We start from the raw sequence: 24,574 nt of genomic DNA, 5'->3' as shown, positions 1-24,574 counted from the left end.
GACGGATCCCACCCCCAGGATGTGACGACAGCTCAATGGGGCGGGACGGACGCCAGCAGCGAATCGGCCTCGCCGGCGATCCAGCCGATCTCCAGCGAACCGGCCCAGCGCCGTACCTCCAAAGCCAGCCCACGAGCCGCACCTGGATCGCCTTCATCCCGCATCAGCTGGGCCAGCAACATCTGCTGAGCCAGTACGCCGAGCACGTGGCCGGCCGTCTGCCGCAACTCGGTCGACCGTTCCCACTGAGCCCGAGCGAGTTGCAGGTCCCCTGCCGTATGCGCGTGATCCCCAAGATGCCGAAGCGCCAACGCCGCCAACAGCCCGTCCCCGCATTTGTCCGCGAGCGTCAAAGCCTCGCTGAAGAAGGGAAAGGCCTTCGGTGAGTCACTCCGCAGGTTGTCCTCGATCAACCCGGAGTAGAACGCCACCGAACCGGCCCGCCGATCATCCGGCGCCGTCTCCCGCAACCCGGCCGCCCTCTCCGCCAACAGGTCGGCACCAGCCGGCACGTCGGCACCAGCCGTCGCGGCGGCCCTGGTCGTCTCGGGCTGCGCTGGGCGGAACAGCGCGCTCAAGTAGGCGTACCGGAGTCGCAGCATCTCCAAGTCCCACTGGGCCTCAGTGGTTTCTACAAGCCCTGCAAGTACGTCGAGCTTGGCCGGCGCCGTGTCGGTACCTTGAGCGAAGTCCTGGTCCACAGCAACCTCTGCCTCGGCCATCGCGAGCGCTAGCCGCTCGGAGGCGTCCGCCGGCGTACCAGCCGTAAGAAGATCGCGAGCCGCCTCCCACTGCCCGCTGCGCAACAACGCGGCTCCTGCTGACGCAATGACGTCCATCCCGATCTGTGCCATCCCGGCCCCACTTCCAGCTAGAGGTTTCATCAGGAGGTCCAACCCCGTCGTGCCCACTGGTCGAACCCGCCGACTGGTCGAACCTGCCGCCAGAGTGTTTCGATGTCGAAATTTTGGACAACAAACCTTTAGCTGGTAAAAAGTTTGGACTATGAAGGACTTCGTGGATGCCCACATCGAACTCTGGCGCGACGAGCAGGAAGGTATCGACGCGCGAGTCGAGGGCATCGCCGTCCGGATGCAGGTGCTGGTCCGGCATCTCGACCGCCAGCGTGAGGCCGCGCTCTCGGCCCACAACCTCCCGCACTGGGGCTTCAAAACCCTGCACATGCTGCGCCGCGGCGGAGCGCCGTACCGGGCCACGCCGGGCGAGCTCGCCAAACACCTCAGCCTGTCCCCGGCCACGCTGACCAGCCGCCTCGACGCGATGGAGCGAGCGGGTTACCTGCGACGCGACCACGACCGCGACGACCGCCGCCGCGTCCTCGTCACGCTCACCCGCGAAGGCCACAAGATCTGGGAACGCACGATCGAGGACCAGCAAAAGGTCGAACAAGACCTCATCCGCCACCTCCCCGCCAAGGACCAGGACCTCCTGAACAACCTCCTCCGCCGCCTAGTCCTAGCCACCGACGCCTGACCCCAAACCCCCGCCATCCGTGCCGCGACTCCGACGCGATCGGGCCCGACCCGGTCGCTCCTATTCCGCGGGTCGACCCTCGGAATGGGGAGTCGACCCCCCAAGTTTGGCGAGTCCCACCCCCTATTCCGAGGGTCGACGCTCGGAATTGGGGCTGTTGAACGGGCTAGGACGGGTCGCCTCGGAGATGGGGAGCGCGCTGAATGGGCTAGAACGAGCCGCCTCGCGGGTGGGGGGCGCTGAACGAGCTAGATCGGGCCGCCTCGCGGGTGGGGGGGCGCTGAGCGAGCTGGAGCGGGCCGTCCTCGGAAATGGGAGGGCGGGGCGAGCTAGAGCGGGCGGCTCTTGCGAATGGGGGAGGGCGGAGTGGGTTGGTGGGGCCGGCGGGTGGCGAGGGTGTCGGCGAGGAGGGTGGAGACGGTTTCGCGGGCGCAGGGGCGGTTGGTGCCGATACCGCCGGATGGGCCGCGTTTGATCCAGCCGACGACGTAGGTGAAAGGCACGCCGTCCACTCGGCCGGCCGAATGAGGCACGGTCCCAGTGGTCTCGTCGAAGGGCAGGCCCGGGATCGGCCGCCCGCGGAAGCCGATCGCCCGCACTACCAATCCCGCCGGAATCTCGGTGCCATCAGCCAACGCCAACCCCCGAACGGCGGCGGAACCCAACACCCGCGACGGCACCGAACCGAACCGCAGTACCAACCGACGCCCAACCCCAGGCGGCCGAGCCCAGTCGACCTTCTCGACCTTCACCCCAGCCAACAGCCCGGCCTTCCCGCCCCCAGAATCGTTGGCGCGCACCCCAGCCAGCAGTCCGGTCTGCCCGACATCAGGATCGTTGGCGCGCATCCCAGCCAGTAGTCCGGTCTGCCCGACACCAGGATCGGGGGCGCAGCCCGCGGAGTCCACGACGACCTCAACGCCAGGTAGCGACCGCATCGCTAGGAACTCAGAGCCGGTGTACGCCGCTTCGGCGGGCCCGCGTCGCCCAAGCAAGACCACCTCGCGCACCTTCCCAAGGGACGCTAAGACGTCGGACGGCATCCCGGTCGCGGCAAGTGCTGCCGGATCGCTGAGCAGGATCCGCGCGATGTCCAACGCGACATTGCCCGTCCCCACCACCACTACCCGCTCGCTGTCACACGCGATCCGCACCGCCTCGGGATGATCGTTGTACCAGGCAACGACCGCACCAGCCCCGACGCTGCCCGGCAGATCCTCACCCGGAATCCCCAACCGCCGATCGTCCGTAGCCCCAACGGCATAGATCACCGCATCATACGAGGCCGCCAACTCCCCATGACCAACCTCAGCGCCAAGCCTCAACCGAGCCCGCGGATGCCGGTACAACCTCTCAAACGTCTCACCGATCTTCTTAGTAGACAGGTGATCCGGCGCCACGCCATACCGGATCAACCCGCCAGCAAGCGGCAAACGGTCCACAAACGTCACCTGCGCGTTCGTATTCAGCAGTAGATCCTCAGCCGCGTACATCCCCGCAGGCCCAGTACCAACAACCGCAACCCGCAGAGGCGCGAAGTCGGCCGGCAAGCTCCGGTGGAACGACGGCGGCCCCCAAGCGTGAAACGTAGGCCCAGCGACCACAGGCGCCAACGGCTTGTCCGCGTAGTACGACGCGTTAAGACCGGCATACGACGCCTGAGCCGCAGGAAGCTCGTCAACCGGGAAGATCGCGTCTACCGGACAAGCGTCGGCGCAAGCTCCACAGTCGATACACGTCTGCGGATCGACGTACAGCATCTCTGTCTTGCCGAAGTCCGGGTCGTCGGGCGTCGGGTGGATGCAGTTGACCGGGCAGACCGAAACGCAGGTGGCGTCGCTGCAGCAGGTCTGGGTGATCGCGAACGCCATCTCAAATCAGGTTGGCGCGCTGGTAGATCCGGATCGCCGGCCGCGTGAGCAGCCCGACCGAGCCGAGGAAGTCCATCAGGCCGGCACAACTCGATCGCATCAGCGACTTGTGATGCTCGTTCGCCCGTGCCTCGCGAAGAGCGCGCCGCGGGTCCAGTCCGACGTTAGCGTAGACGTCGTCGCTGACCATGCTCGTCACGATGAAGTACGCCGCCGCGGCCACCACGAACGCGCTCGTACGACGCCTCGCCGGGCTGGCGCCTCGCAACCGCTCGCGCGCCTCGTCCCGGGCGAACTTCATGTGCCGGGATTCCTCCACCACGTGGATGTTGTTGACCGTACGGATGAACGGCGCCACCCGGTCGTCGCGCATCCAGTCGCGCTGCATCACGTCGAGCACTTCCTCGGCGACGAGAATCGCCGCGTACGCCGATTCGCCGTACGCCAAGGTCTTGAAGGCGCGACCGAGTTCGAGCACGGTGCGCGTCGGCCGGTACGGCGGGGTGCCGAGTTTCGCGCAGGTCCGGGCGAACATGATCGAGTGGCGGCACTCGTCCGCGATCTCGGTCAGCGTCCACTGGAATTCGGCATCGGCCGGCGGAGTGCGATAGATGTCGCGCAACATCATCTGCTGCAGGATCATCTCGAACCAGATCCCCGTGCTGGCGACGGATGCCGACTCGTGCCGGGTCAACTCGCGCTGCAGAGCAGGCGTCAGCTCAGCCCAAAGCGCCGTGCCGTAGAGCGTGCTCCACTCCGGGCTCATGCCGTAGTGGTCCGGATCGACGGGAGTGTCCCAATCGACCTCGACGGCCGGGTCGTACGACAACTGCGCGGCCGAGTCGAGCAACCGCCGGGCCACCGCGTGATCAGTGCTGGACATACCTGCCTCCTTTGACCGGATATCCGCCACTCCTCATGTGACATCGAAAATGTAACATACGGTGCTGAAGCAGGAACCGGCGAAAGAAGGCAGAATCAAGGCAGCGGTTTCGTTTCGACTCGCGGGGAAGGGTCTTTTGCTCAGCAATATCGTTCGGGCGCTCGGGAATCTCGGTGCGGATGCCCTGAGTCTGATCCGGGCGTTCCACCCGATGGTGGTTTGTTTCGCCGGGGCGCTGGCCGGTACGGCGCTCGTGTTCGACGCGCTCTACGTGCTGGGCGGGACCGGTCTCGGCCTGGCGGCGCTTTACACGGTGCCGCTGCTGGCCGGGTTGATCGGCTGCCTGATCGCGGCGGCCGACGATCTCGAGCTGAGCGGCCCGGTGTTGCGCTGGACGGTCGCCACCACGCTCGCGGGCGGTCTGACCAATATCTGCCTGGTGGTGATGTTCGGGGCAATGTGGCGAACCGGTCCGGAGGACTGGGCCGTCGGCGGTCAGGCGGTGCTGATGAGTGCCGTCAGCCTGCCGGTGATCGCCCTCAACCTCGCGGTCGTCCGCGAACTCGCCCACAGCCTCGGCCTCGTCCTCCGCACCAAACTCCCCGCACCCAAGACCCATCGCGCGCCGAAGAGTCCGGCGAAACCCTCGCGCGAGATGACCGCGCGCGAAAAGGAAGCGCTGGCGCCGACGCCTGCGAAGAAGGCGACGCCCGGGAAGAAGGCCTCGCGCCGACCGCAATCGGTGGCCGTTGTCGAGGAAGAGGCGACAGTCGCCGTCCTCGGTGCCACTCGCTGGCGGGCGATCTCATCTCGTGAGGCAAGCGATCCGGCCACCGAGCCACCCAAGCGGTCGGCGATCGCGCGCGACATCTACCCGGTCGAGCCGCGACCCGTGAGCACCGGTTCCGAGACCGGCCACGGCGGCCGCCGACTAGCCGCGAGTCGTCGTACCCAGAACCTCGCCCCACCCGCACGCAACTCCCCGCGACCAGGCCGCCGTCCGGGCCGATCCCGTCCCGACACCGACGAAACCTGATCACCAAAGCAGACCTCTACCGTCGTCGAACCGGGCGTTTGCCGACGATTGGTCAGCGAGGTGGAAGGTTGAAGTCGAGGTCGTTGAGGGACTGGATGCGGGGTACGGCGGCCTGGGGGTGGGCGTTGTGGCGGTCTAGCAGGACGGCGGGTAGGCCGGCGGATTGGGCGCCGAGGACGTCGTTCTCGAGGGAGTTTCCGACCATTAGCGTTTCGGGCGCGGGCGTCTGGATGCGGTTGATGGCGTGGTGGAAGGCGGCGGGGGCGGGCTTGCCGGCCGGCAGGGTGGAGGACGCGATCAGGAGGTCGACCTCGTCGGCGAGGCCGAGCAGGTTGAGCTTGAACCGTTGGTGGGTCTCGTCGCCGTTGGTGAGCACGCCGACCGTCAGGCCGGCCGCACGTGCTCGGCGAAGGGCAGGGATCGCGTCGTCGAACAGTCGCCAGGCCGCCTCATAGCGGGTCAGGTAGCCGGAATAGATCGCGTCCGCCTCGTCGTCGCTGACGCTGAGGTCCAGGAACTCGCGAACCCGCTCGCGTCGTTGCTCCTCGAACGTCAACTCGCGCAGTTGGTATCGGGTGTAGTGGGTTTCGGATACGCGTGCCCATCTCTCGCTGACGTCCGGCTCCGTGATGCCGCGCTCGGCGGCCCAAGCCAGAACGGCTTCAACGGCAGCGGAGTGCTGGTCGACAAGGGTGTCGTCGAGGTCGAAGAGCACGGCACGCAGCATGCCCGGATTCTGTCAGGTGGTGTGGGCTATTTGGGCTTGGATTTGGAAGTCGAGGCCGTGCGCGGCGGCTAGGTAGACGTCTTGGTCGACGAGGTTGCCGGCTAGGCGGAGAAGGCCGCGCGGGCTGTCGTAGAAGTGGCCTGAGGTCATTGCGGCGGCGGCGCTTACGTCGATGGAGCCGGTGACGCGGCCGACGCGGGCGAGGAAGTGGATCGCCTCGTAACAGGATTCGCCGACGGCGTTCAGGGCTGGTGCCCAGGGGCCGAAGCGGGCGTTGTACTCGCGGGCGAACTCGCCGCTCTCGACCGTGCCGAGGGCGTCGAAGTACGCGGCCGCGGCGTACAGGCCGTTGTTGGCATCGGCGCCCGCACCGAGCAGCGTGTTCTCCTCGATGGCAGGGCTCAACCGCAATAGCCGATCGCTGAGACCGGCGCGGGCGAACTGGCGGTTGAAGTGGACCGCGTCCTGCCCCATCAGCAGCATGATCACGCCGTCGATCGCGGACCGGTCGAGATCCGCGAGTACGCCGCGGAAGTCCGACGTACCCAGCGGCACATAGGCCTCGTCCACGATGCTGGAGCCCGTCCCGGTCAGCGCGCGCCGGGCGGTGCCGCCGGTGACGCGGGGATAGACGTAATCGTTGCCCACCACCACCCATCGATCCGCGCCGAGCTCCGAACGCATCCACCGGGTCGCGGGCAGCAGTTGATTGACCGGGCGTTCGCCGAGCATGAACACGCCAGGGGTGTCGTCGCTGCCCTCGTGCATCGCGGCGAACGCGTAGATCACCCGGCCGCCGATCCGCTGGGTCAGCGCGACCCGTACCGCGGAGATGTGCCAGCCGGCAACGGCATCCACCCGGCCGCTATCGACCAGGCGGCCGACTTCAGCCGCGACCACGGAGGGCGCGCGGCCCGCGTCGACGTGAACGAGTTCGACCTGGCGGCCGGCGATCCCGTCGCGCGCGTTCAGCTGCTCGACCGCGAGTTGACCGCAGGCCAGGCAGGACGGACCGTAGATCCCGGTCGGCCCGCCCATCGGCACCACGAAGGCGATCGACAACACGTCACGCATCGGCGTCACGCAATGTTGACCTCCCGGGGCAGTCGACCACTTAGGCTATGGTCGCTGACCGATGTGGAGGAGGTCCACTGATGACTTCCAGCCTGTTGCTGGTGCTGCGGCAGTTCGAGCGCCGGATCGAGCAGGGCCTGCTGCCCACGCTTGCCGAGCTCGAGCTCACCATCGAGCACTGGCGCGTCCTGTCGGTGCTGCTCGCCGACCCCGGTCAGCCGATGTCGACCCTCGCCGAGGCGGCCGCCTTGCCCGCGGCGAGTCTGACCAGGCACGTCGACAAACTGGTCGAGCGCGGTCTGGTCGTACGGCGGATCCACCCCGACGACCGCCGCCGCATCGTCACCGCGCTCTCGCCGGTCGGTATAGCCGTCGCCGAGCGGGTCCGCACCGAGGAGCGGCAGATCGAGGCTGTGCTGCTCGGCGACTTACTTCCAGATGGAAATACACGAACGTAGTCGTTGCGAAATCTCGCGGAAACAGGCCGCTCCTAGGTTCCTTCCATCCGGATGCATCCAGCTCCGGAGCAGTGGGAGTGACTGGGGAGTGACGTGACCGTAGAACCCACGCTCGATCGGCAAGACCGCCACGGTGTGCTGGACGTCGATCCGGCGACCCGCGAGACGCTCGAGGATTACACCCTGCGGTTCGCGCCGCGCAGTTACCGGAAATGGTCCACCGGGGTCGTCGCCACCTCGGCGCTGGGTGGTATCGCGTATCTGGCCGACTTCGCGATCGGCGCGAATATCGGCATCTCCTACGGTACGACGAACGCGCTCTGGGGGATCGGCATCTTCGCGGTCGTCATCTTTCTGACCGGTCTGCCGCTGGCCTACTACGCCGCGCGGTACAACATCGACCTCGACCTGATCACCCGCGGCAGCGGCTTCGGGTACTACGGCTCGGTGGTCACGAACGTCATCTTCGCGACGTTCACCTTCATCTTCTTCGCGCTCGAGGGTTCGATCATGGCCCAAGGACTCGAGCTGGGCCTGAATATCCCACTCTGGTTGGGTTATGCCGTCTCCACCTTGGTCATCTTCCCGCTGGTCATCTACGGCATGAAGGTGCTCTCGACGTTGCAGGTCTGGACGACGCCGCTATGGCTTGTGCTGATGGTGCTGCCGTTCGTCTACCTGGTCGTCTCGCATCCGGATTCGGTGTCGACGTTCTTCGCCTATCGCGGTGAGGACAACACCGGCACGGACTTCGGGTCGATGTTGCTCGCGGCGGGCGTTTGCCTTTCGCTGATCGCGCAGATCGCGGAGCAGATCGACTACCTGCGGTTCATGCCGCCGAAGACCCCGGAGAACTCGCGCCGCTGGTGGTCCGCCGTGCTGCTGGCCGGTCCGGGCTGGGTCGTGTTCGGCGCGATCAAGCAGGTGGTCGGTCTGTTCCTCGCCGTCTACCTGATCGCGAACGTTGCCGATGGCGCGGGTGTCGCGAATGAGCCGGTGCACCAATTCCTCGAGATCTACCAGGGCTTCCTGCCGGGTTGGTTCGCGATGGCCCTGGCGGTGGTGCTGGTGGTGATCAGCCAGATCAAGATCAACGTCACCAACGCGTATTCGGGCTCGCTGGCGTGGACGAATTCCTATACCAGGTTGACGAAACACTACCCGGGACGACTGGTCTTCCTCGGGCTCAACCTGGTGATCGCGCTGGTCCTGATGGAGGCGAACATGTTCGACTTCCTCAACACCATTCTCGGGTTCTACGCGAACTGCGGTATCGCCTGGATCGTGGTGGTGGCGTCGGATATCTCCATCAACAAATACCTGCTCGGCCTGTCCCCGAAGGCGCCGGAATTCCGTCGCGGCATGTTGTACGACATCAACCCGGTCGGGTTCGTCTCGATGCTCGTCGCCGCGGGCGTCTCGATCCTCGTCTTCTTCGGCGGACTCGGTGACGCCATCAAGCCGTACTCCCCGCTCGTCGCGATCGTGCTCGCGGCCGTCCTGCCGCCGGTGATCGCCATTGCCACCAAGGGCCGGTACTACCTGCGCCGGACCGACGACGGCATCGACCTGCCGATGTACGACGAGCACGGGAACCCCTCGGGCGACGTACTGACTTGTCACGTCTGTCGTCAGGACTACGAGCGGCCCGACATGGCCGCGTGTGCGACTCACGAGGCCTACGTGTGCTCGTTGTGCCTCAGCACGGACAAGGTTGCCGACCACGTATTGCCGGCGTCATGAACCTCACGCCTGCCGAAACCGAGAAGCTCCTGCTCTCCGTGGCCGGCATGGTCGCGCGGGATCGGTTGGCCAGGGGTGTGCGGCTCAACCATCCCGAGGCGGTCGCGTTGCTGAGCACCTGGGTGATCGAACGAGCCCGCGAAGGTGCGCTGGTGGCCGACTTGATGGAACGCGGCCGGACGGTGCTGAGCCGGGATGAGGTGATGGACGGCGTGGCCGAGTTGTTGCGCGATGTCCAGGTCGAGGCGACGTTCCCGGATGGCCGCAAGCTGGTCACGATCCACGAGCCGATCCTCTGATGGCCGGCCTCAGGACGAGCGGCCCGGGCGCCGTACGGGTCCAGCCGGGGACGATCGAGTTGAACGCCGGCGCTGAGCGAATCACCTTGGTGGTGGTCAATACCGGCGATCGGCCGATCCAGATCGGGTCGCACTTGCACTTGCCGGACGCGAACTCCGCGCTGGAGTTCGACCGGGTCGCCGCGTTCGGCTTCCGCCTGGACGTACCGGCGGGAACGTCGCAGCGCTTCGAGCCCGGCGCATCCCGCGAGGTCGCGGCCGTCGCGCTGCGGGGAAATCGACGTGTGCCCGGCATCCAACTGAAGGACCACGATGGTTGAGATCTCGCGTACGGCGTACGCCGCGTTGTACGGGCCTACCGTTGGCGACCAGGTCAGGCTTGCCGACACAGACCTCTGGATCGAGGTCGAACAAGACCTCACGGTCGGGGGTGAAGAGGCCGTCTTCGGCGGTGGCAAGTCGATCCGGGAATCGATGGCACAAGGTACGACGACCAGGGCGGAGGGGGCGCCGGACACGGTCATCACCAACGTGCTGGTGCTCGACTGGTGGGGCATCGTGCGGGCCGACGTCGGCATTCGCGACGGCCTGATCGTTGCCCTGGGCAAGGCGGGTAATCCCGATGTTGCCGACGGCATCCATCCGCGGTTGCGGATCGGGCCTTCCACCGACGTGATCGCGGGGGAGGGTCGGATCCTGACCGCGGGCGCAATCGACTCGCACGTGCATCTGCTGTCGCCGTCGCAATTGCACGAGGCGCTCGCGACCGGCATCACCACGGTCGTCGGTGGTGGCACTGGGCCGAGTGAGGGGTCAAAGGCAACTACCGTCACGCCAGGTGCCTGGCATTTGGCGCGCATGCATCGCGCGCTGGACGCCGTGCCGATGAACTTTCTCCTTCTAGGCAAGGGAAATACGGTCAGCGCTCCGGCATTGGCCGAGCAGGCGCTTGCGGGCGCCGCTGGGTATAAGGTCCACGAGGATTGGGGGTCGACGCCCGCCGCGATCGATGCGGCCCTGCGCGCGGCCGACGACTGGGGTCTGCAAGTCGCGTTGCACGCGGACAGCCTGAACGAGGCGGGGTACGTCGAGTCGACCCTCGCGGCGATCGGCGGGCGGTCGATCCACGCCTTCCACGTGGAGGGCGCGGGCGGTGGGCATGCGCCGGACATCCTGTCGATCGCGGCCGAGCCGTACGTCATTCCCGGTTCGACGAATCCGACCTTGCCGCACACCGTGAACACCGTCGCCGAACACCTCGACATGCTGATGGTCTGCCACCACCTGAGCCCCGACGTACCCGAGGACCTGGCCTTCGCAGAGTCCCGGATCCGGGCCACCACGATCGCGGCCGAGGACATTCTGCACGACCTCGGCGCGTTGTCGGTCACCTCGTCCGATGCCCAGGCGATGGGCCGGATCGGTGAGGTCATCACGCGGACCTGGCAGGTCGCGCACGTGATGAAGGCTCGTCGCGGTTCACTCGGTTCCAGCCTGCCGGCCGACAACGAGCGCGCCCGGCGGTACGTCGCGAAGTACACGATCAACCCGGCCGTTGCCCACGGCATCGATCACGTCGTCGGTTCGGTCGAGGAGGGCCGGATGGCGGATCTGGTGCTCTGGGATCCGGCGTTCTTCGGAGTCCGGCCGTTACTGGTGATCAAGGGCGGGTCGATCGCGTGGGCCGGGTTAGGGGACCCGAACGCGTCCATCCCGACGCCGCAACCCGTGCTGATGCGACCGGCTTTCGGCGACAACCTCGCGGTTTCGTTCGTATCGCCCGCGGCTTTGGACGACGGCCTCGCGGATCGACTCGAGCTGCGGCGGCAACTGCTCGGCGTACGCCCGACGCGCGAGGTCGGCAAGGCGCAGATGAAGAACAACGACGCCCTGCCGAGTATCGATATCGACCCGGAGACGTTCGCCATCAGCGTTGATGGTGAGCAGGTGGAGCCCGCTCCGGCTTCGGTCCTGCCGATGGCGCAGCTGTATTCGATGTTCTGATGACCGCTGAACTCGTTGCGATGATGCTGGCCGATGGGCGTTTGCCTACTGGCGGGCATACGCAGTCGGGTGGGCTGGAGCCGGCCGTTCGCGCGGGTGTGACGGACGTGGCCGGCTATGCCCGGGATCGCCTGCGTACGGTCGCTCTGGTCGAGGCTGGTACGGCAGTAGTCGCTAGAGCGTTCGCCTTGGCCGGGAAGTCGCTAGAGCCGGTAGAGACCGCTTGGAACGCCCGTACGCCGAGTCAGGCGCTTCGGGCCGCGTCACGTCGTCAGGGCCGGGCGTACCTGCGTCTGGCCACGAGGCTTTGGCCTGAGGTTCTGCAGCACCTACGGCCGGACAGTGAGGTACCGAGGCCTGTGGTGGTTGGAGCCGTCGCAGCTTGTGCTGGTCTGTCTGCCGACCAGACGGCGAGGCTTGTCGGGTACGAAGACGCGCAGACGGTTGTGGCCGCGTCCCTCAAGCTGTTGCCGGTAGACCCGGCTGAGGCCGCTGGTTGGCTCGTCTCCCTGTACGGCGACATCGAGCGGCTTGTCGCGGTTGCGGCGTCACTAGCCGTCCCTGAAGACATACCCGCCTGTGGCGCTCCACTGATCGACACGTTCGCCCAGGCCCACGTCACCGAGAGAATGAGGTTGTTCCATGCCTGAGAATCGTTCCTTTCGCCTAGGGGTCGCTGGACCGGTAGGTACCGGCAAGAGCTCGTTGATCGCGTTGATCTGCAGGGAACTCTCCAGCGAACTACGCCTCGGTGTGATCACCAACGACATCTACACCGACGAAGACGCGCGCCTGTTGCGTTCCGCGGGCGTGCTCGAGCCGGAGCGGATCCGGGCGGTCGAGACTGGTGCTTGCCCGCATACGGCGATCCGCGACGACGTCACGCCGAACCTGATCGCGGTAGAGGACCTCGAACGGGACTTCGCGCCGCTGGACGTCGTACTCGTCGAGTCCGGCGGGGACAACCTCACGGCCACGTTTTCCCCTGCGCTGGTTGACGCTCAGGTGTTCGTACTGGACGTCGCGGGCGGTGGTGACGTGGCCCGCAAGGGTGGACCCGGGATCGCCCGAGCGGATCTGCTGGTGGTGAACAAGACGGACCTCGCGCCGTACGTCGGGGTGGACGTGGCGCAGATGGTCCGCGACGCGGAGGCCGCTCGCGACGGCAAGCCGGTGCTCGCGCTGTCCCGGACGGACCCGGAGTCGGTGGCACGGTTGAAGGCGTGGGTGTTGGCCATGGCGTCAGCAGTGAGCAGCGGCACGCATACGCCGGTGGATCCGGGGCCGATGGCGCCGCATTCGCATCTGGGGGAGGACGGCGTACTTGTCACACACACGCATTGAGGTGGCGGCAGACCCGGTCAGACCTCGCTGTGTGCTGACCACTGGTCTGTTATCGCCGCGACGACTACCCGCTGGAGAGGGCGTCGTACGGGTCGCGTTGGTTGCCGCGTCGGCGTTGTTGCTGGCGGGGGACCACGTGCGGATCGAGGTGGTCGTGCGCGGCGCCGTACGGCTGGAGATCGTCGAGACCGCTGGAACCGTCGCGTACGCGATGCGTGGCGCGTCCAGCCGATGGGACGTCGACATCACCCTGACCGAAGGCGCGAGCCTAACCTGGCACGGCGAGCCCTTCGTCGTCTCCGAAGGCGCCGACGTCACCCGCTCGATGCACGCGCGCCTCGAGCCGGGCTGCACGGCAATGTTGCGGGAGTCGCTTGTCCTCGGCCGCCACGGGGAGTCGGGCGGCAGCCTGCGAACGACTACGCGCGTCTGGCTCGGCGCCGAGATTCTCCTGGCCGAGGACTTGTGTCCCGACGATGGCTGGGCCGTGCTCGGGAACGCCCGCTGCCTCGACACCATCACCACCTTGGGCACCCGCCTCCCCGACCAGCCGGACACCCTCCAACTGGAGGGCCCGGCTTCGATCGCCCGTAGTTTGACCGCGGCCCAGCACCTCAGCGGCCTCGCCGAGGTCTGGGGAACAGCGCTCGCAGGTCAGGAGCGCCAGGTGGGGGCGACGGTGCGGCGGTAGGAGGCGCCGAAGATGCCGTTGATGATCAGCAGGACCGGGCCCGGGATGGTGCCGGTGACGGCGGCCGTCTCGGCCGGCGTGGCGCCGTCCAGGACCCAGGCGAAGAAGCGGCCGCCGCGGGCCGGGCTGACCTTGCTGAACTTGCGGCCCATCGCTTTCATCTCGTCCGTGCCCTCATTCGCCAGGTACACCGACTCGATCTCGTCTTCCTCGTGGTCGAGATGCACGACGGTGACTCGCCGCAGTTCGAGCATGGCGGAATGCGCCGCCACGGCGTCCTCGGCACTCGCGCTCGCCCGCAGCGCGCTCATCGCCGAACGCGTGGTGCCCAGGGCAGTCGCCATGGTGTCGTGTTCGGCGTCCATCTCGGTGATCAGGCCACGGCTCACGCCCATCGCCTCCAGCGCCGGCCACGCGATCGCGTGCTCACTGGTGTGATGGTGCATCAACTGATCGTCGAAGTTGTCCCAAGCCAACCCCAACTGCTCAGCCCGCTTCTTGTCCCCGGCGGGAAACGCCGCGAGCGCTGCCACAAACCGATCCAAATCCCGCCGAAACGCCCCGTGAATAGCCTTGTTCATACTCATCTCAGCCATAGACCTGACTGTAACCACCACAACCGCGATCAGGCACCCGACAGCGCCGATCACGGCACCGCCTAGGCACCAAAGGGCGGATCATGATGAAGGTGGCACCACTGCACGGCGGCGATTGGACGCGTCTTGCGCCCCTAGTGCCACGTGGTTGGGCTCGTCATCTCTGGAGACGGCGGAACGCAGCAGCCCGCACGCCCCAAGGACCACCGGATCGGCACAATCCAGCGAAACGAACCCCTCCGCGCGACAGCCATGCGCACGAGGTGACCAGCGTGTCTGTCGTTCCGTGGGTATTGGCGGACCGCCAGGTTCACACGATGGCGCGAAACACGCCCAATCGGGACGAAATCGGCCACCGTGTGGACCTGCGCGTCCGCAACACCGACCCTGGCCACGGTCGGAAGCGAACTGCGCGAGGTACGGCTCGAACGACGGCCGTCCATGTCCCGTCCTGCCGTGAGTGGTCAGGTCATGACGCGTCCACTCGCGGGAGGATCAGAGGTGACCATTCGCGGCAGAGAGAGGGTAGGAAGGGCGAAGTACCGCCCTGGCTGACGCCGAGAACGGCAGCCTGTGGTCAGTCTTCGTGGGCCAGGTTGGAGAGCATGCGGAACAGGGCTCGCTGGTCGGCGGGGCTGAAGTTGCTGAGGAAGTCGTTCTCCATGGCGCGGATGTCTGCCTGCGCAGCGGCCTGTAGCGCCTGGCCGGCCTCGGTGAGGCGAACGGTGTGGGCGCGGCGATCCGCGGGATCCGGCTCGCGAACGATCAGCCCGTCGCGCTCCAACTGGTCGAGCAAGGGGATCAGGCGCGATTTGTCGTACCCGATGGCCTTGGCGAGCGCTAGTTGCGTACCCGCCGGCCGATGCGCGAGGTCCGACAGCACGGTGTAGCCCCACATCGAAAGGCCGTGTTCGTCCAGCACTGGTCCCTCGGCGGCGATCAGCCTGCGCACGATGCGCCCGAACAGCGCGCCGAGTTCTTCGCGTTCCATGTCTGCATCGTAGGAGTTGTCCGATCGTAAGCAGATGCATATGATCTACACATGCCTACTATTTCGTTTCTCCACTCCGAGACCCGATCAACCTCGATCCAGGCCGATCCGCAGACCGTCTTCGACTTCGTGGCGGATCCGCGCTCGCTTCCCCGCTGGGCTCCTGGTGTGGCGCGCGCGGTCCGTCCCGATGGCGATCACTGGATCCTCGACAACGGCGAGGCGGAGACGCGGATCGCCGTACGGGTGTCTCGTGAGCACGGCACGGTCGACCTCTTGTCCGCCGATGACCCGCGCCTCGGCGCGTTCACTCGTGTGCTGCCCAACGGGGACGGCAGCGAATACCAGTTCACGCTGTTCTTCCCGCCCGGCACGCCTGACGACGCGATCGCGGCGCAGATGGCCGTGGTCGAGGGCGAGTTGGCGGCAGTGCGCGAACACTGCGACCAACCCGCCCCGGAATGACCCGCGTCAGCTCAAGGTCATGCTGGCCCAGAGTTTGTGGTGGTCGGAGACGGTGGTCGGTGCGACGTCCGACCAGTTCGCGGTGAACGAGGCGGCGCGCATGAAGGTGAAGTCGATCGTGCGGCCACCATCGGCGGTCGCGGGGCCTGAGCGTTGGCAGCAGCCGTTGCCCTCGGTGTGAATGCCGGTCGCGCCGCCACCGTAGGCCGGGCGGTACATGTCGTCCATCGCGTCGTCGGTCGGCTCGGCGTTGAAATCACCGGCCACGAACGCCGGATGGCCCGCGGTGGCGTAGTCGCCCATGATCGCCGCGACTCGCCTCACCTGCGCGCCGCGAGTGCCATCGCCGTGGAAGTCGATGTGGGTCGAGCAAGCGATGAACCGCTGGTTCGACAGCATCGCGCAGACCATCTTCCGGGGTTCGTGGTTACCCGGGTTCGGCAGGTCGTGCACCTTGTACCAGTCGCGATCGCCGCGATGGACCAGTGCGATGCCGTACGCCGAGCCGTCGTCGCAGTGGTGCGCGGTCGGCACGTGGATCACCCGGTAGTCGGCAGCGGCCAGCCGGTTGCGGATCCGGTCGGCCTGGCCGGCGCAGATCTCTTGCAGGGTTGCCGTCCTGGGTCTGGTCGGGCGGTCCAGGATCGAGTTCGCGACGTGGTCCGCCACCCCGAGCGTGCCGTTGTTGCACTTGTTGCCACAGACGTTGAAGCTCAGATTCAAAAACGTGTACGGCTCCGCAACCACCGCGGTCGCCGGTGCGGTCAGCAACGTGCTCAACGCTGCGCCCACAGCTAACACGATCGCCACAACCCGGCCCGGTCGAACTCTCATCAGCGCACTCCCTAACAATGGCGGCCCCCTCGGAGCCACCACGCTAGGGAGCTGACCGCTGCTGCGGACCTATCCCGATCAAACCCGGTCAGCCGAGGCCGAGGCGGACGTCGACCACCCGGATCGCCGACGGTGTCGTGCCGGTGGAGCGTTGCTGGTACTGGAACGACAGGACGCCGTCCACCGCCACTCTGGACGTGTCGACGTTGACCTCGCCGAACGCGTTCATCGACGGCCGATCGAAGACCAGGGCCCAGTCGGTCCAGCCACTAGCCCTGCTCGCCGAGACGATCCGGCCACGCGGCATCACCAGGTAGGCGTTGTCGTTGCGATCGAAGACCAGCTTCGTGCGTTGCGTGCTCCCCGGCGCGACCGGGACCTCGCGTTTGGTCCACGTGCCATTCGAGTTGCGCACCACGTGGAAGGTGCGGCCGTACTGCGTGCGTTGCTGCGCATAGTTCGAGACGCACTGCGTGAACCGCCCCGGTACGTAGCTGATCACGACATGCGGTGTGCCGGCGGAGTCCGCGCCCTGCCCCTCCTGGTTCATCAGACCGTGGTTCGGGTCCAGGCGGTCCGCGATCAGGCCCGGCGAGCTGATCGAGACGCGCGTGCCGCCAGTGGTCCCGACGACCGAGCCCGCGCCGTTGCGCCAGGTCCGGCCCCGATCGTCGCTATAGACATAACCGGTGTCGTGGTTGGTGATGCCGCCCGAGTTGCACAGCACCCGGGCATTGCCCTCACGCCAGGTGAATGCCGCGTGCAGCCGCCCTCGCCGGTCGTAGGTGAGGCCGTGCAGGTACATGTTCCGCGTCGTGGACACCACACCGTTCGGCCCGGTGTAGTTCCCACTCGCGGACGACCACCCGCCAAGCTTTCGCCACGTGCCGCCGGTGTACTCGGACAACTCGTTCACGCCGTTGCCCGACCCACCAGTCCGGTAGCTGAACTGCAACGCACCCCCGGGCGCCACGACGAACTGCGGGTACGTCATGTTCCCCAGCTCGGCGCCACCCAAAGTCCGTTGCACCGCACCGAAAACCGACGACGACCACTGGTGCGAACCGGGCTGCGTGGCGAGCCCCGCCACCGACTTCGAGTAGTACAGCCGGGTGTTGTGCGTGTCCATCGCGACGTGCAGCGTCCCGTCCTGCGGCGAGATCCCGAGCGAGATCACGTTGTGCGAGTCGTTGACGCTCAGCCGGTGCGGCAGCACGACCTTCTCCCAACTGCCGCCCAGCGCACGCCGCGCGACCACGGCGTTGCGGCTGGACGTGTACCACGCCGCGTACTGGTGCCCGTTGTACGTGATCAGCGCATCCTGGAACGCGTTGTTGTTGACCAACCCGTCGTACGACACGAAGTACAGCGCGGACTGGTCCAGCACGGAGTCCGACAACAGGGTGACGCCCGGTGCGGCGTGCGCGACACCGGGCTGGACCAGGGAAGCGGCGAGTACGGCGGCCGCCACGAACGTCCTCATCGGACCACGCCGTCCACCTGGATCGTCTGCACGGCGCCCGCCGCGAACGGCACGCGCACGACCTTCCCGCTCACCGTGAGGTCCTGCCGCCGCGTGTACCGGTCGCCGGATCCCGACGTCAGCGTCGACCAGCGGGTGGCCGTGCCGTTCGGGACCGTGCCGAACCGCGACAGGTCGAACGTCAACGTCTGCGCCGCACCGTTGTTCGCGGCAACGATCACCAGTCGGCTCGCGGCCGAGTCGTGCGCCGCCACCGCGTAATCCACCCCTGCGTTGATGATCCGCATCCCTGGCCGGATGTGCCGGGTGAACTGGGCGAGCACGTACAACTTCGTCTCTATGGCGCCGGCCGTCCCCGAGTTGCCGTCGTACCGGATCGCGCCCCAGCCGGCCGTCGGGTCCATCACCTGCCAGTAGCACCACGCCGTCGGCTTGAGCCAGCGGAAGTCCATCAGCAGGCAGCGGGCCGTCATCATGCCGCTGCCGTCGGAGTCGCCGTGCTCGGAGTTCCACAGGATCTTGCCCGACGCGCGTACGTCGTTGCTCAGTAGATCGCGACGACCGCTCAGGCCCTGGTAGCCGTGCACGTTGACCTGCTTCACTCGGCCCTTGGTGGTCGAGTCGAAGCTGTTCCACGTCGTGCGGGCGAGGTCGTAGTTCGTCTCGTCGGACGCCGAGATCGCCACGCCGCTCAAGCCCAACCGGTCCAGCTCGGTGCGCATATTGGCGATAACGCTGCGCTGGGTCGTGGCGTCGATGTGGCAGCCCTCCTGCCCGCCATCGGCCTTCCACCAGTTCGACGACGGCTCGTTGAACGGGTCCACCGTCCGGAAGTTCACGCCCCACTGGTCACGGGCGCGGCGCGCGGTGACGGCCAGGTGCAGCGCGTGCTGGCGGTGGTTCCACGACTGGAGGTTGTTGCCGCCGCTTGCCGAGCCCGACGGGTTGTGGTTCGAGCACATCCACCACATCGGCGAGTTGGCGAACAGCTCGCTGATCGCGCCGCGCTGGGTCGCCTTGACCAGCATCGCGCGCTGCTTGGCGTCGGCGTTCCAGTTCCACGCCGAGGACGCCGGGTCCTCGTTGCGCCAGTCCTGCCAGAAGCCCTCGATCTGCTTGAACCGCGGGATGTTGGGCGAGGCGACCATGCGCTCGCCGCCGACGTCGTTCCAGCTGCAGGCGCCAAGGTTGTAGCGGGCGATGTTCATGCCGAGACCGGGCAGCGAGGCGCCGTTGTAGCTCACCGTCTTGGTGGTGAAGAACAGGTCGGCGAAGTCGTCCCGATCGCCGAACACGTTGGCCCACCACGCGAGGGAGGTGCCCCAGCCTTCCCACGCGCCCTGGTCGGCGGCGGGGTCGACACCCACGGTGGCGTCGGCCCACGCCACGCCGGTGCCGAGGGTTCCGGCCGCGACCGCGCCGCCGGTTGCGGCGAGCAGGGTTCGGCGGTTGATCTTTACGGGTGAGTCCATGGCGCTTCTCCTCATTGAAAGGTGACGCGCGCGCCGGGCGGTTGCGCACGCAGCGTCATAGCCGTCCCCTGGTTGAGTGACGGAAGACCACTTCAGTGCATGGCGTAGTGCCGGTCAACGAGCCGAACAGAAACGATCAGAGTCGATCGGAACCGACCGGCTCACAGTTCCAAAGGCCCCAAAGACGCTGCGGGGCCGAAGCGGGCAGTCGGATCGGGCATGACGTCGAGTTCCAGTACGACAAGCTCGTTGCGGCCGGAGCGTACGACCGGTTCGGGCACGAAGAGCGTGTGCTGCGGACCTCTTCGCCAGTAGCGGCCGAGGCAAAAGCCGTTGAGCCAGGCCATTCCCTTGCCCCACGTCTCGGTGTGGAGGAAGAGGTCGGTGGTCTGCCCCACCTCGAACGACGCCCGCCAGGCCGTCGGTCCAACGCCCGGGAGGTCGCTCTCCAGGGATAGACGCGGCACGGCATCCAGGTCGATCGCGCAGGCGGACCAGTTCGACAGCACCTCCGAGCCGAGGCGTACCGGCCCGATCAGGCCCTTCGCCTCGCCGATCCGGGTTCCGTAGTTCACCCCGCCCTGGTCCTCGACGACGATCTCGAGCCGGCCGGTTCCGCGCGGCAGCATGATCGCCTGGTCATGGCGTTCGCGATCGAGCACGCCGACCGGATCCCCGTCCAGGAACACCGTCGCGCGATCCCGCACCTCGTCGACGGCCAGCAACGCCGGACCTTCGACGTTGATGTCGGTCCGGAAAAGGGCCAGCCGGGCATCGAGTTCATCGAGCGATGGCATCGAACCGTGGTCGCTCCAGGCGCCCCACCGGCCGGGATTCGCCAGCAGGCGAACGGGATCGCCCAGCGGCACGGTGTACGACGGCACCGAGGCGCCGCGCGAAGGCGTTTCGGCCGGGACCGGCGCGTACCGCGAGATGACCTCCCGGAACGCGTCGTACTTCGGCGTCGGGTTGCCGGCCTCGTCCAACGGCGCGTCGTAGTCGTACGACGTGATCGTCGGACGGTAGACGCCCTTGTCGTTGGCACCACTGGTCAATCCGAAGTTCGTGCCGCCGTGGAACATGTAGATGTTGACCGAAGCGCCGGCGGCGAGCAGCGCCTCGAGTTCGGCGGCCGCCTCGTCGACGCTGGTGGTGTGGTGCGGCCCGCCCCAGTGGTCGAACCAGCCGTCCCAGAACTCCATGCACATCAGCGGTCCGGACGGCTGGTGAGCGCGCAGCGTCTCGAGCCGCTCGGCGCTGCGCGATCCGAACGAGGCCGTCCGCAGTACGCCGTCCAGGCCGCCGGCGGTGAGCATGGCGTCGACCGGCTGGTCCACCGTCACCAGCGGCACGGTGATGCCCGAACGCCGGATGATCTCGGCCACCGACTTCAGGTAAACCTGGTCATCGCCGAACGCGCCGTACTCGTTCTCGACCTGGACGAGCAGAACCGGCCCGCCCTGGTCGACCTGGAGCGGCCGCACGATGCGCAAGACCTGCTGGAGGTATTCCTCGACCTCTGCCATGAACTGAGGCTCGTACCGCCGGACGCCGACGCCGGGCTGCCGGAACAGCCAGGCCGGCAGGCCGCCGTTGTCCCACTCGGCACAGATGTACGGGCCGGGCCGCACGATGGCGTACAGCCCGGCCTCGGACACCTGTCGCAGAAAGGCCGCGAGATCGAGCATGCCCTCGGTGTCGAACACACCCCGGCGGGGGCTGTGCGCGTTCCACGGCACGTACGTCTCGATGGTGTTGAGGCCCATCAGCCGCGCCTTCTCGATCCGGTCCGCCCAAGACCCCGGGTGCACTCTGAAGTAGTGCAGGGCCCCGGACAGGATCCGGAACGGCTTGCCATCGAGAAGGAAATCGGACGCACCGATCGCGAAGTCGGCCATGGGTCTCTTTCTGCTGCTCTCTCTACTGGGTGAAGCGGGTTAGCCGTTGACCTGGAAACCCTGCTGATTGCCGTAGGCAACCAACGCGTCCTGCCAGGCCTTGAGCCCGGTGTTCAGGTCCGACTTGGTCTGGTACGACTTCCCGACGCTGTCGCCGAAGATGTTGTTGGCGTACAGCTGGAACGGCAGGTAGCTCCAGTCCTTGACGACCTCGCCGGCCGCCGCGGTGAGGACCTGGTTGATCTGCTGGCCACCGAAGTACGCGCTCTTCTTGTCGACGAACGTCGGGTCCTTGAGGTCCTTGGTGGTCGCCGGGAAGCCGCCGCTCTCGAGGAAAGGCTTGACGCCGCCGTCGTGGTTCAGCCAGCGCACGAACGCGGCCGCCAGCGCGGGGTTCGCGCTCTGCTTGAGGACCGACTGCGTGCTGCCGCCGTTCTCGGCCGTCGCCGGCGTTCCGTCGTACGTCGGCATCGGCGCGACACGCCACTTGCCGGCGCCGGGCTTGACCGAGGCCTCCATCACGCCGGGCATCCAGGCGCCGGTGGGCAGGGTGGCGATGGTGCCGTCGCCCAGCGCCTTGAACCACTCGTCCGACCAGCCGGGAATGCTCGCCACCAGGCCGCCCGTGACCAGCTGGTTCCAGACCCCGGTCCACTTCTGCGTGCCGGCGTCCGCCAGGTCGACGGTGATGTTCTTTCCGTCGGTCTTGAACGGCTTACCGCCCGCCTGCCAGATCATGCTGGTCGCGAAGCCGGCGTCACCGGTGTCATTGGTGATGAACTTCTTGGGGTCCGCCGTGTGCAGCTTCTTGCCGGCGGCAACGTACTCGTCCCAGGTCTTCGGCACGGTCAGGCCGTACTTGTCGAAGACGTCCTTGTTGTAGAACATCGCCATGGGTCCCGAGTCCTGCGGCAGTCCGTAGAGACCCTCGCCGGCGTGTACGGCGTTCCAGGTCGACGGGGTGTAGGCGGACTCGAAGCTGTCGAAGCCGTACTGGCGCAGGTCGACCAGCGAACCGGGCAGCGCGAACTGCGGCAGCGCCTGGTACTCGATCTGCGCGACGTCCGGAGCACCCGAGCCGGCCTTGATGACGTTCTGCAGCTTGGTGTAGTGGTCATTGCCGGTACCGGCGTTGACGTAGTTCACCTTGACCTTCGGGTACTCCTTCTGGAACGCCTTCACCTGGGCCTCCGCGGACGGGGTCCAGCTCCAGTAGGTGATCGTGCCGCCCGCCTCGAGCGCGGCGTTGACCGCGTCCGGAGAGCCCTGCGGCTGGTCGCCGGCACCGGCGTCGTCGCCCGAGCCGCACGCGGCCAGTACGAGCGAGGAGGCCGTGATGACGGCAGCGGCAGCGACTAGACGCCGGATGCCGCGCCGATGGTTGGTCTTCATGGCGTTGTTCCCCTTCATTGAAATGACACCTACTGTTTGACGCTGCCGGCGGTCAGGCCCGACTGCCAGAACCGCTGTAAGAGAAGGAAGGCGATGACCAGCGGGACGATGGTCAGCAAGGACCCCGTGATCACCAGGTTGTAGATGGGACGGGCGCCGACGCCGGTGGCCTGATTGCTCCACTGGGTAAGGCCGACCGTGAGCGGGTAGAGGCTCGGCTTGCTGAGCATGATCAGCGGCAGGAAGTAGTTGTTCCAGGTCGACACCACCGCGAAGAGCAGCACCGTAACGATGCCGGGGGCAAGCAATCGCAAGGCGACGGTGAAGAAGATCCGGATCTCGCCGGCGCCATCGAGCCGAGCCGCCTCGAGCAGGTCCGGCGGTACGGCGTCCTGGGCGTAGACCCACATCAGGTAGAGGCCGAACGGGCTGATCAGCGACGGAATGATGATGGCCCACACGGTGTTCGTCAGGCCCAGGTTCGAGAACATCAGGAACGTCGGCACCGCGAGCGCCGTGCCGGGAATCGCGACCGCGCCCAGCAGTACGGCGAAGACGGCTCGGCGGCCGGCGAACTTGTACTTGGCCAGTCCGTACCCCGCGGCCGTGGCGAGCAGGGTGGCCCCGCCCGCGCCCACAACGACGTACAGCAAGGTGTTTCCGAGCCAGCGCAGGAAGATGCCGCCGTCGTACGTCAGGGTGTCGCGAATGTTGCTGAACAACGCGAACCCCTCGCCGAACCAAAGGCCGGGGCTGGAGAACAGGTCGTCCTGCGACTTGGTTGCGCTGAGCAACAACCAGATCAGCGGCACCAATGTGTAGACGAGGTAGAGGACCATGATCCCGGTCAGCAAGGGCGACCGGCGCGGCCGGAGCGGCGAGGAGTTGCTCACAGAGGGCCTGGTGCTCACAATGCCTCCCTCGAGCCGCGCAGCTGCACGACGTAGGCGATCACGGCCGTGATGATGCCCATCACGATGGCGACGGTGGCCGAGTAGTTGAACTGCTGCCCGGCGAAGGAGAGGTTGTAGGCGTACATGTTCGGCGTGTAGTAGGTCGTGATCACGTTCGGCGCCAGCGTGCGCAGGATGTTGGGCTCGTTGAACAGCTGGAAACTGCCGATGATCGAGAAGATGGTGGCGATCACGATCGCGCCGCGCAGCGCCGGGAGTTTGACCGCCCGGATGATCCGGAACGTGCCCGCGCCATCGATCGCGGCCGACTCGTACAGCTCCTCGGGCACGGTTCGCAGCGCAGAGTAGAAGATCAGCATGTTGTAGCCGACGAACTCCCAGGTCACGATGTTCGCGATCGAGGGCAGCATCCAGCCTTTGCTCAGCGGCTGGATCGACGTGGTGCCGAGCAGTTCGTTGAGGTCTGCCGCGAGACCGAAGTTGTTGCCGTAGATGAAGCCCCACATCAGTACGGCGACTACGCCGGGAACGGCGTACGGCAGGAAGATCACGATCCGGAAGAAGCTCGCCCCGTGCAGGCGGGCGCTGTCGATCGCAAGTGCGGCGACCAGTGCCAGCACCAACATGATCGGCACCTGGACGACGAGGAACAGCAGCACCCGCAGGAACGACTCCCAGAACTTCGCGTCACCGATCACGTCGACGTAGTTGTCCAGGCCGACGAACACGTTGCCGCCGAAGAAGGCCTGCTCGCGGAAGAGGCTGAGATAGATCGCGTAGGCGATCGGCGCGAGGAAGGTGAGCGCGAAGACGGCGAGGAAGGGACCGACGAAGATCCACCCCTTGCTCTCGGTGCTGAACCACCTGCGCCGCTGCCGCAGTGCGATGGGCCCGGCCATGCGGTC

25 protein-coding genes are annotated in these 24,574 nt (G+C 66.8%); 11 read left to right on the top strand and 14 right to left on the bottom strand.

Going from position 1 to position 24,574, the window contains the following annotated elements:
• Positions 1-32 precede the first annotated feature (32 nt).
• Positions 33-854 carry a hypothetical protein gene (locus tag OG394_RS16515; RefSeq protein ID WP_328996251.1) on the bottom strand — a complete coding sequence of 274 codons (822 nt, stop codon included), beginning with the start codon at positions 852-854 and terminating at the stop codon, positions 33-35.
• A gap of 151 nt (positions 855-1,005) precedes the next feature.
• On the opposite strand from OG394_RS16515, the gene OG394_RS16510 reads away from it, so the two are divergent.
• Positions 1,006-1,494 carry a MarR family winged helix-turn-helix transcriptional regulator gene (locus OG394_RS16510; RefSeq protein WP_328996250.1) on the top strand — a complete coding sequence of 163 codons (489 nt, stop codon included), beginning with the start codon at positions 1,006-1,008 and terminating at the stop codon, positions 1,492-1,494.
• 329 nt (positions 1,495-1,823) lie between these two features.
• Here OG394_RS16510 and OG394_RS16505 read toward each other — a convergent pair whose 3' ends face one another.
• Complete coding sequence (locus tag OG394_RS16505) at positions 1,824-3,365, bottom strand: FAD-dependent oxidoreductase (protein WP_328996249.1); 1,542 nt, start codon at positions 3,363-3,365, stop codon at positions 1,824-1,826.
• A 1-nt stretch (position 3,366) separates the two neighbouring features.
• Entirely contained in the window at positions 3,367-4,248 is an 882-nt protein-coding gene (locus OG394_RS16500; protein ID WP_328996248.1) for an AurF N-oxygenase family protein, read from the bottom strand.
• 136 nt (positions 4,249-4,384) lie between these two features.
• On the opposite strand from OG394_RS16500, the gene OG394_RS16495 reads away from it, so the two are divergent.
• Entirely contained in the window at positions 4,385-5,284 is a 900-nt protein-coding gene (locus OG394_RS16495; protein WP_328996247.1) for a hypothetical protein, read from the top strand.
• Between the two features lie 52 nt (positions 5,285-5,336).
• Here the strand turns inward: OG394_RS16495 and OG394_RS16490 are convergent, their stop codons facing one another.
• Together OG394_RS16490 and OG394_RS16485 are read right to left on the bottom strand one after the other, a co-directional pair.
• Positions 5,337-6,011, bottom strand: a complete 675-nt coding sequence (locus tag OG394_RS16490; RefSeq protein ID WP_328996246.1) for an HAD family hydrolase — start codon at positions 6,009-6,011, stop codon at positions 5,337-5,339.
• Between the two features lie 12 nt (positions 6,012-6,023).
• Complete coding sequence (locus tag OG394_RS16485) at positions 6,024-7,085, bottom strand: substrate-binding domain-containing protein (RefSeq protein WP_328996245.1); 1,062 nt, start codon at positions 7,083-7,085, stop codon at positions 6,024-6,026.
• 80 nt (positions 7,086-7,165) lie between these two features.
• Between OG394_RS16485 and OG394_RS16480 the strand changes: the two genes are divergently transcribed.
• The 8 genes from OG394_RS16480 (at position 7,166) to OG394_RS16445 (ending at position 13,624) form a co-directional block, all read left to right on the top strand.
• Positions 7,166-7,543 (top strand): MarR family winged helix-turn-helix transcriptional regulator, encoded by a 378-nt coding sequence (locus tag OG394_RS16480; protein WP_328996244.1) that lies wholly within the window; start codon positions 7,166-7,168, stop codon positions 7,541-7,543.
• A 93-nt stretch (positions 7,544-7,636) separates the two neighbouring features.
• Entirely contained in the window at positions 7,637-9,286 is a 1,650-nt protein-coding gene (locus OG394_RS16475; RefSeq protein WP_328996243.1) for a purine-cytosine permease family protein, read from the top strand.
• Complete coding sequence (locus OG394_RS16470) at positions 9,283-9,585, top strand: urease subunit gamma (RefSeq protein ID WP_328996242.1); 303 nt, start codon at positions 9,283-9,285, stop codon at positions 9,583-9,585. Before OG394_RS16475 ends, OG394_RS16470 begins: the two co-directional genes overlap by 4 nt.
• Positions 9,585-9,905: an urease subunit beta gene (ureB, locus tag OG394_RS16465; RefSeq protein ID WP_328996241.1), complete on the top strand. Its 321-nt coding sequence runs from the start codon at positions 9,585-9,587 to the stop codon at positions 9,903-9,905. Before OG394_RS16470 ends, ureB begins: the two co-directional genes overlap by 1 nt.
• Positions 9,898-11,589, top strand: coding sequence for an urease subunit alpha (locus OG394_RS16460; RefSeq protein ID WP_328996240.1), 1,692 nt, complete (start codon positions 9,898-9,900; stop codon positions 11,587-11,589). The genes ureB and OG394_RS16460 overlap by 8 nt, the downstream gene beginning before the upstream one ends.
• Positions 11,589-12,239: an urease accessory protein UreF gene (locus OG394_RS16455; RefSeq protein ID WP_328996239.1), complete on the top strand. Its 651-nt coding sequence runs from the start codon at positions 11,589-11,591 to the stop codon at positions 12,237-12,239. Before OG394_RS16460 ends, OG394_RS16455 begins: the two co-directional genes overlap by 1 nt.
• Positions 12,232-12,933 (top strand): urease accessory protein UreG, encoded by a 702-nt coding sequence (ureG, locus tag OG394_RS16450; protein WP_328996238.1) that lies wholly within the window; start codon positions 12,232-12,234, stop codon positions 12,931-12,933. The genes OG394_RS16455 and ureG overlap by 8 nt, the downstream gene beginning before the upstream one ends.
• 31 nt (positions 12,934-12,964) lie before the next feature.
• Entirely contained in the window at positions 12,965-13,624 is a 660-nt protein-coding gene (locus OG394_RS16445) for an urease accessory protein UreD (protein ID WP_328996237.1), read from the top strand.
• On the opposite strand, the gene OG394_RS16440 is transcribed toward OG394_RS16445, so the two are convergent.
• Both OG394_RS16440 and OG394_RS16435 read right to left on the bottom strand, forming a co-directional pair.
• A complete protein-coding gene (locus OG394_RS16440) occupies positions 13,588-14,220 on the bottom strand; it encodes a hemerythrin domain-containing protein (protein WP_328996236.1) in 633 nt (210 codons plus the stop codon). The genes OG394_RS16445 and OG394_RS16440 overlap by 37 nt on opposite strands.
• Before the next feature lie 577 nt (positions 14,221-14,797).
• Positions 14,798-15,211, bottom strand: a complete 414-nt coding sequence (locus tag OG394_RS16435; RefSeq protein WP_328996235.1) for a MarR family winged helix-turn-helix transcriptional regulator — start codon at positions 15,209-15,211, stop codon at positions 14,798-14,800.
• Between the two features lie 51 nt (positions 15,212-15,262).
• Between OG394_RS16435 and OG394_RS16430 the strand changes: the two genes are divergently transcribed.
• A complete protein-coding gene (locus tag OG394_RS16430) occupies positions 15,263-15,676 on the top strand; it encodes an SRPBCC family protein (protein WP_328996234.1) in 414 nt (137 codons plus the stop codon).
• Between the two features lie 6 nt (positions 15,677-15,682).
• On the opposite strand, the gene OG394_RS16425 is transcribed toward OG394_RS16430, so the two are convergent.
• The 7 genes from OG394_RS16425 to OG394_RS16395 all read right to left on the bottom strand — a co-directional run bounded on the left by OG394_RS16425 (position 15,683) and on the right by OG394_RS16395 (position 24,568).
• The gene (locus OG394_RS16425) at positions 15,683-16,510 is read right to left on the bottom strand and encodes an endonuclease/exonuclease/phosphatase family protein (RefSeq protein ID WP_328996233.1); all 828 of its coding nucleotides are present in this window, start codon (positions 16,508-16,510) and stop codon (positions 15,683-15,685) included.
• Between the two features lie 88 nt (positions 16,511-16,598).
• Positions 16,599-17,993 carry a BNR repeat-containing protein gene (locus tag OG394_RS16420; protein ID WP_328996232.1) on the bottom strand — a complete coding sequence of 465 codons (1,395 nt, stop codon included), beginning with the start codon at positions 17,991-17,993 and terminating at the stop codon, positions 16,599-16,601.
• A complete protein-coding gene (locus tag OG394_RS16415; protein WP_328996231.1) occupies positions 17,990-19,465 on the bottom strand; it encodes a glycoside hydrolase in 1,476 nt (491 codons plus the stop codon). The genes OG394_RS16420 and OG394_RS16415 overlap by 4 nt, the downstream gene beginning before the upstream one ends.
• 161 nt (positions 19,466-19,626) lie before the next feature.
• On the bottom strand, positions 19,627-21,363 hold the full coding sequence (locus OG394_RS16410) for a glycoside hydrolase family 35 protein (RefSeq protein WP_328996230.1): 1,737 nt from the start codon (positions 21,361-21,363) through the stop codon (positions 19,627-19,629).
• Positions 21,364-21,402: 39 nt separating this feature from the next.
• Positions 21,403-22,755 carry an ABC transporter substrate-binding protein gene (locus tag OG394_RS16405; RefSeq protein WP_328996229.1) on the bottom strand — a complete coding sequence of 451 codons (1,353 nt, stop codon included), beginning with the start codon at positions 22,753-22,755 and terminating at the stop codon, positions 21,403-21,405.
• A 29-nt stretch (positions 22,756-22,784) separates the two neighbouring features.
• Entirely contained in the window at positions 22,785-23,594 is an 810-nt protein-coding gene (locus tag OG394_RS16400) for a carbohydrate ABC transporter permease (protein WP_328996840.1), read from the bottom strand.
• A gap of 68 nt (positions 23,595-23,662) precedes the next feature.
• Entirely contained in the window at positions 23,663-24,568 is a 906-nt protein-coding gene (locus OG394_RS16395) for a carbohydrate ABC transporter permease (protein ID WP_328996228.1), read from the bottom strand.
• Positions 24,569-24,574 lie beyond the last annotated feature (6 nt).

It is taken from the genome of Kribbella sp. NBC_01245 (assembly GCF_036226525.1).
Taxonomy (GTDB): Bacteria; Actinomycetota; Actinomycetes; order Propionibacteriales; family Kribbellaceae; genus Kribbella.
The sequence above is the reverse complement of the archived record's forward strand: the minus strand, read 5'-3'. Positions and strand labels throughout refer to the sequence as shown.

Bases quoted from the DNA above. Each gene is read 5' to 3' on its own strand.
- OG394_RS16395 (WP_328996228.1), bottom strand. From the start codon at position 24,568: ATGGCCGGGCCCATCGCACTGCGGCAGCGGCGCAGGTGGTTCAGCACC.
- OG394_RS16405 (WP_328996229.1), bottom strand. From the start codon at position 22,755: ATGAAGACCAACCATCGGCGCGGCATCCGGCGTCTAGTCGCTGCCGCT.
- OG394_RS16500 (WP_328996248.1), bottom strand. From the start codon at position 4,248: ATGTCCAGCACTGATCACGCGGTGGCCCGGCGGTTGCTCGACTCGGCC.
- OG394_RS16510 (WP_328996250.1), top strand. From the start codon at position 1,006: ATGAAGGACTTCGTGGATGCCCACATCGAACTCTGGCGCGACGAGCAG.
- OG394_RS16505 (WP_328996249.1), bottom strand. From the start codon at position 3,365: ATGGCGTTCGCGATCACCCAGACCTGCTGCAGCGACGCCACCTGCGTT.
- OG394_RS16425 (WP_328996233.1), bottom strand. From the start codon at position 16,510: ATGAGAGTTCGACCGGGCCGGGTTGTGGCGATCGTGTTAGCTGTGGGC.
- OG394_RS16515 (WP_328996251.1), bottom strand. From the start codon at position 854: ATGGCACAGATCGGGATGGACGTCATTGCGTCAGCAGGAGCCGCGTTG.
- OG394_RS16400 (WP_328996840.1), bottom strand. From the start codon at position 23,594: ATGGTCCTCTACCTCGTCTACACATTGGTGCCGCTGATCTGGTTGTTG.
- ureG (WP_328996238.1), top strand. From the start codon at position 12,232: ATGCCTGAGAATCGTTCCTTTCGCCTAGGGGTCGCTGGACCGGTAGGT.
- OG394_RS16430 (WP_328996234.1), top strand. From the start codon at position 15,263: ATGCCTACTATTTCGTTTCTCCACTCCGAGACCCGATCAACCTCGATC.
- OG394_RS16435 (WP_328996235.1), bottom strand. From the start codon at position 15,211: ATGGAACGCGAAGAACTCGGCGCGCTGTTCGGGCGCATCGTGCGCAGG.
- ureB (WP_328996241.1), top strand. From the start codon at position 9,585: ATGGCCGGCCTCAGGACGAGCGGCCCGGGCGCCGTACGGGTCCAGCCG.
- OG394_RS16485 (WP_328996245.1), bottom strand. From the start codon at position 7,085: ATGCGTGACGTGTTGTCGATCGCCTTCGTGGTGCCGATGGGCGGGCCG.
- OG394_RS16470 (WP_328996242.1), top strand. From the start codon at position 9,283: ATGAACCTCACGCCTGCCGAAACCGAGAAGCTCCTGCTCTCCGTGGCC.
- OG394_RS16415 (WP_328996231.1), bottom strand. From the start codon at position 19,465: ATGGACTCACCCGTAAAGATCAACCGCCGAACCCTGCTCGCCGCAACC.
- OG394_RS16420 (WP_328996232.1), bottom strand. From the start codon at position 17,993: ATGAGGACGTTCGTGGCGGCCGCCGTACTCGCCGCTTCCCTGGTCCAG.
- OG394_RS16460 (WP_328996240.1), top strand. From the start codon at position 9,898: ATGGTTGAGATCTCGCGTACGGCGTACGCCGCGTTGTACGGGCCTACC.
- OG394_RS16455 (WP_328996239.1), top strand. From the start codon at position 11,589: ATGACCGCTGAACTCGTTGCGATGATGCTGGCCGATGGGCGTTTGCCT.
- OG394_RS16490 (WP_328996246.1), bottom strand. From the start codon at position 6,011: ATGCTGCGTGCCGTGCTCTTCGACCTCGACGACACCCTTGTCGACCAG.
- OG394_RS16410 (WP_328996230.1), bottom strand. From the start codon at position 21,363: ATGGCCGACTTCGCGATCGGTGCGTCCGATTTCCTTCTCGATGGCAAG.
- OG394_RS16440 (WP_328996236.1), bottom strand. From the start codon at position 14,220: ATGGCTGAGATGAGTATGAACAAGGCTATTCACGGGGCGTTTCGGCGG.
- OG394_RS16480 (WP_328996244.1), top strand. From the start codon at position 7,166: ATGACTTCCAGCCTGTTGCTGGTGCTGCGGCAGTTCGAGCGCCGGATC.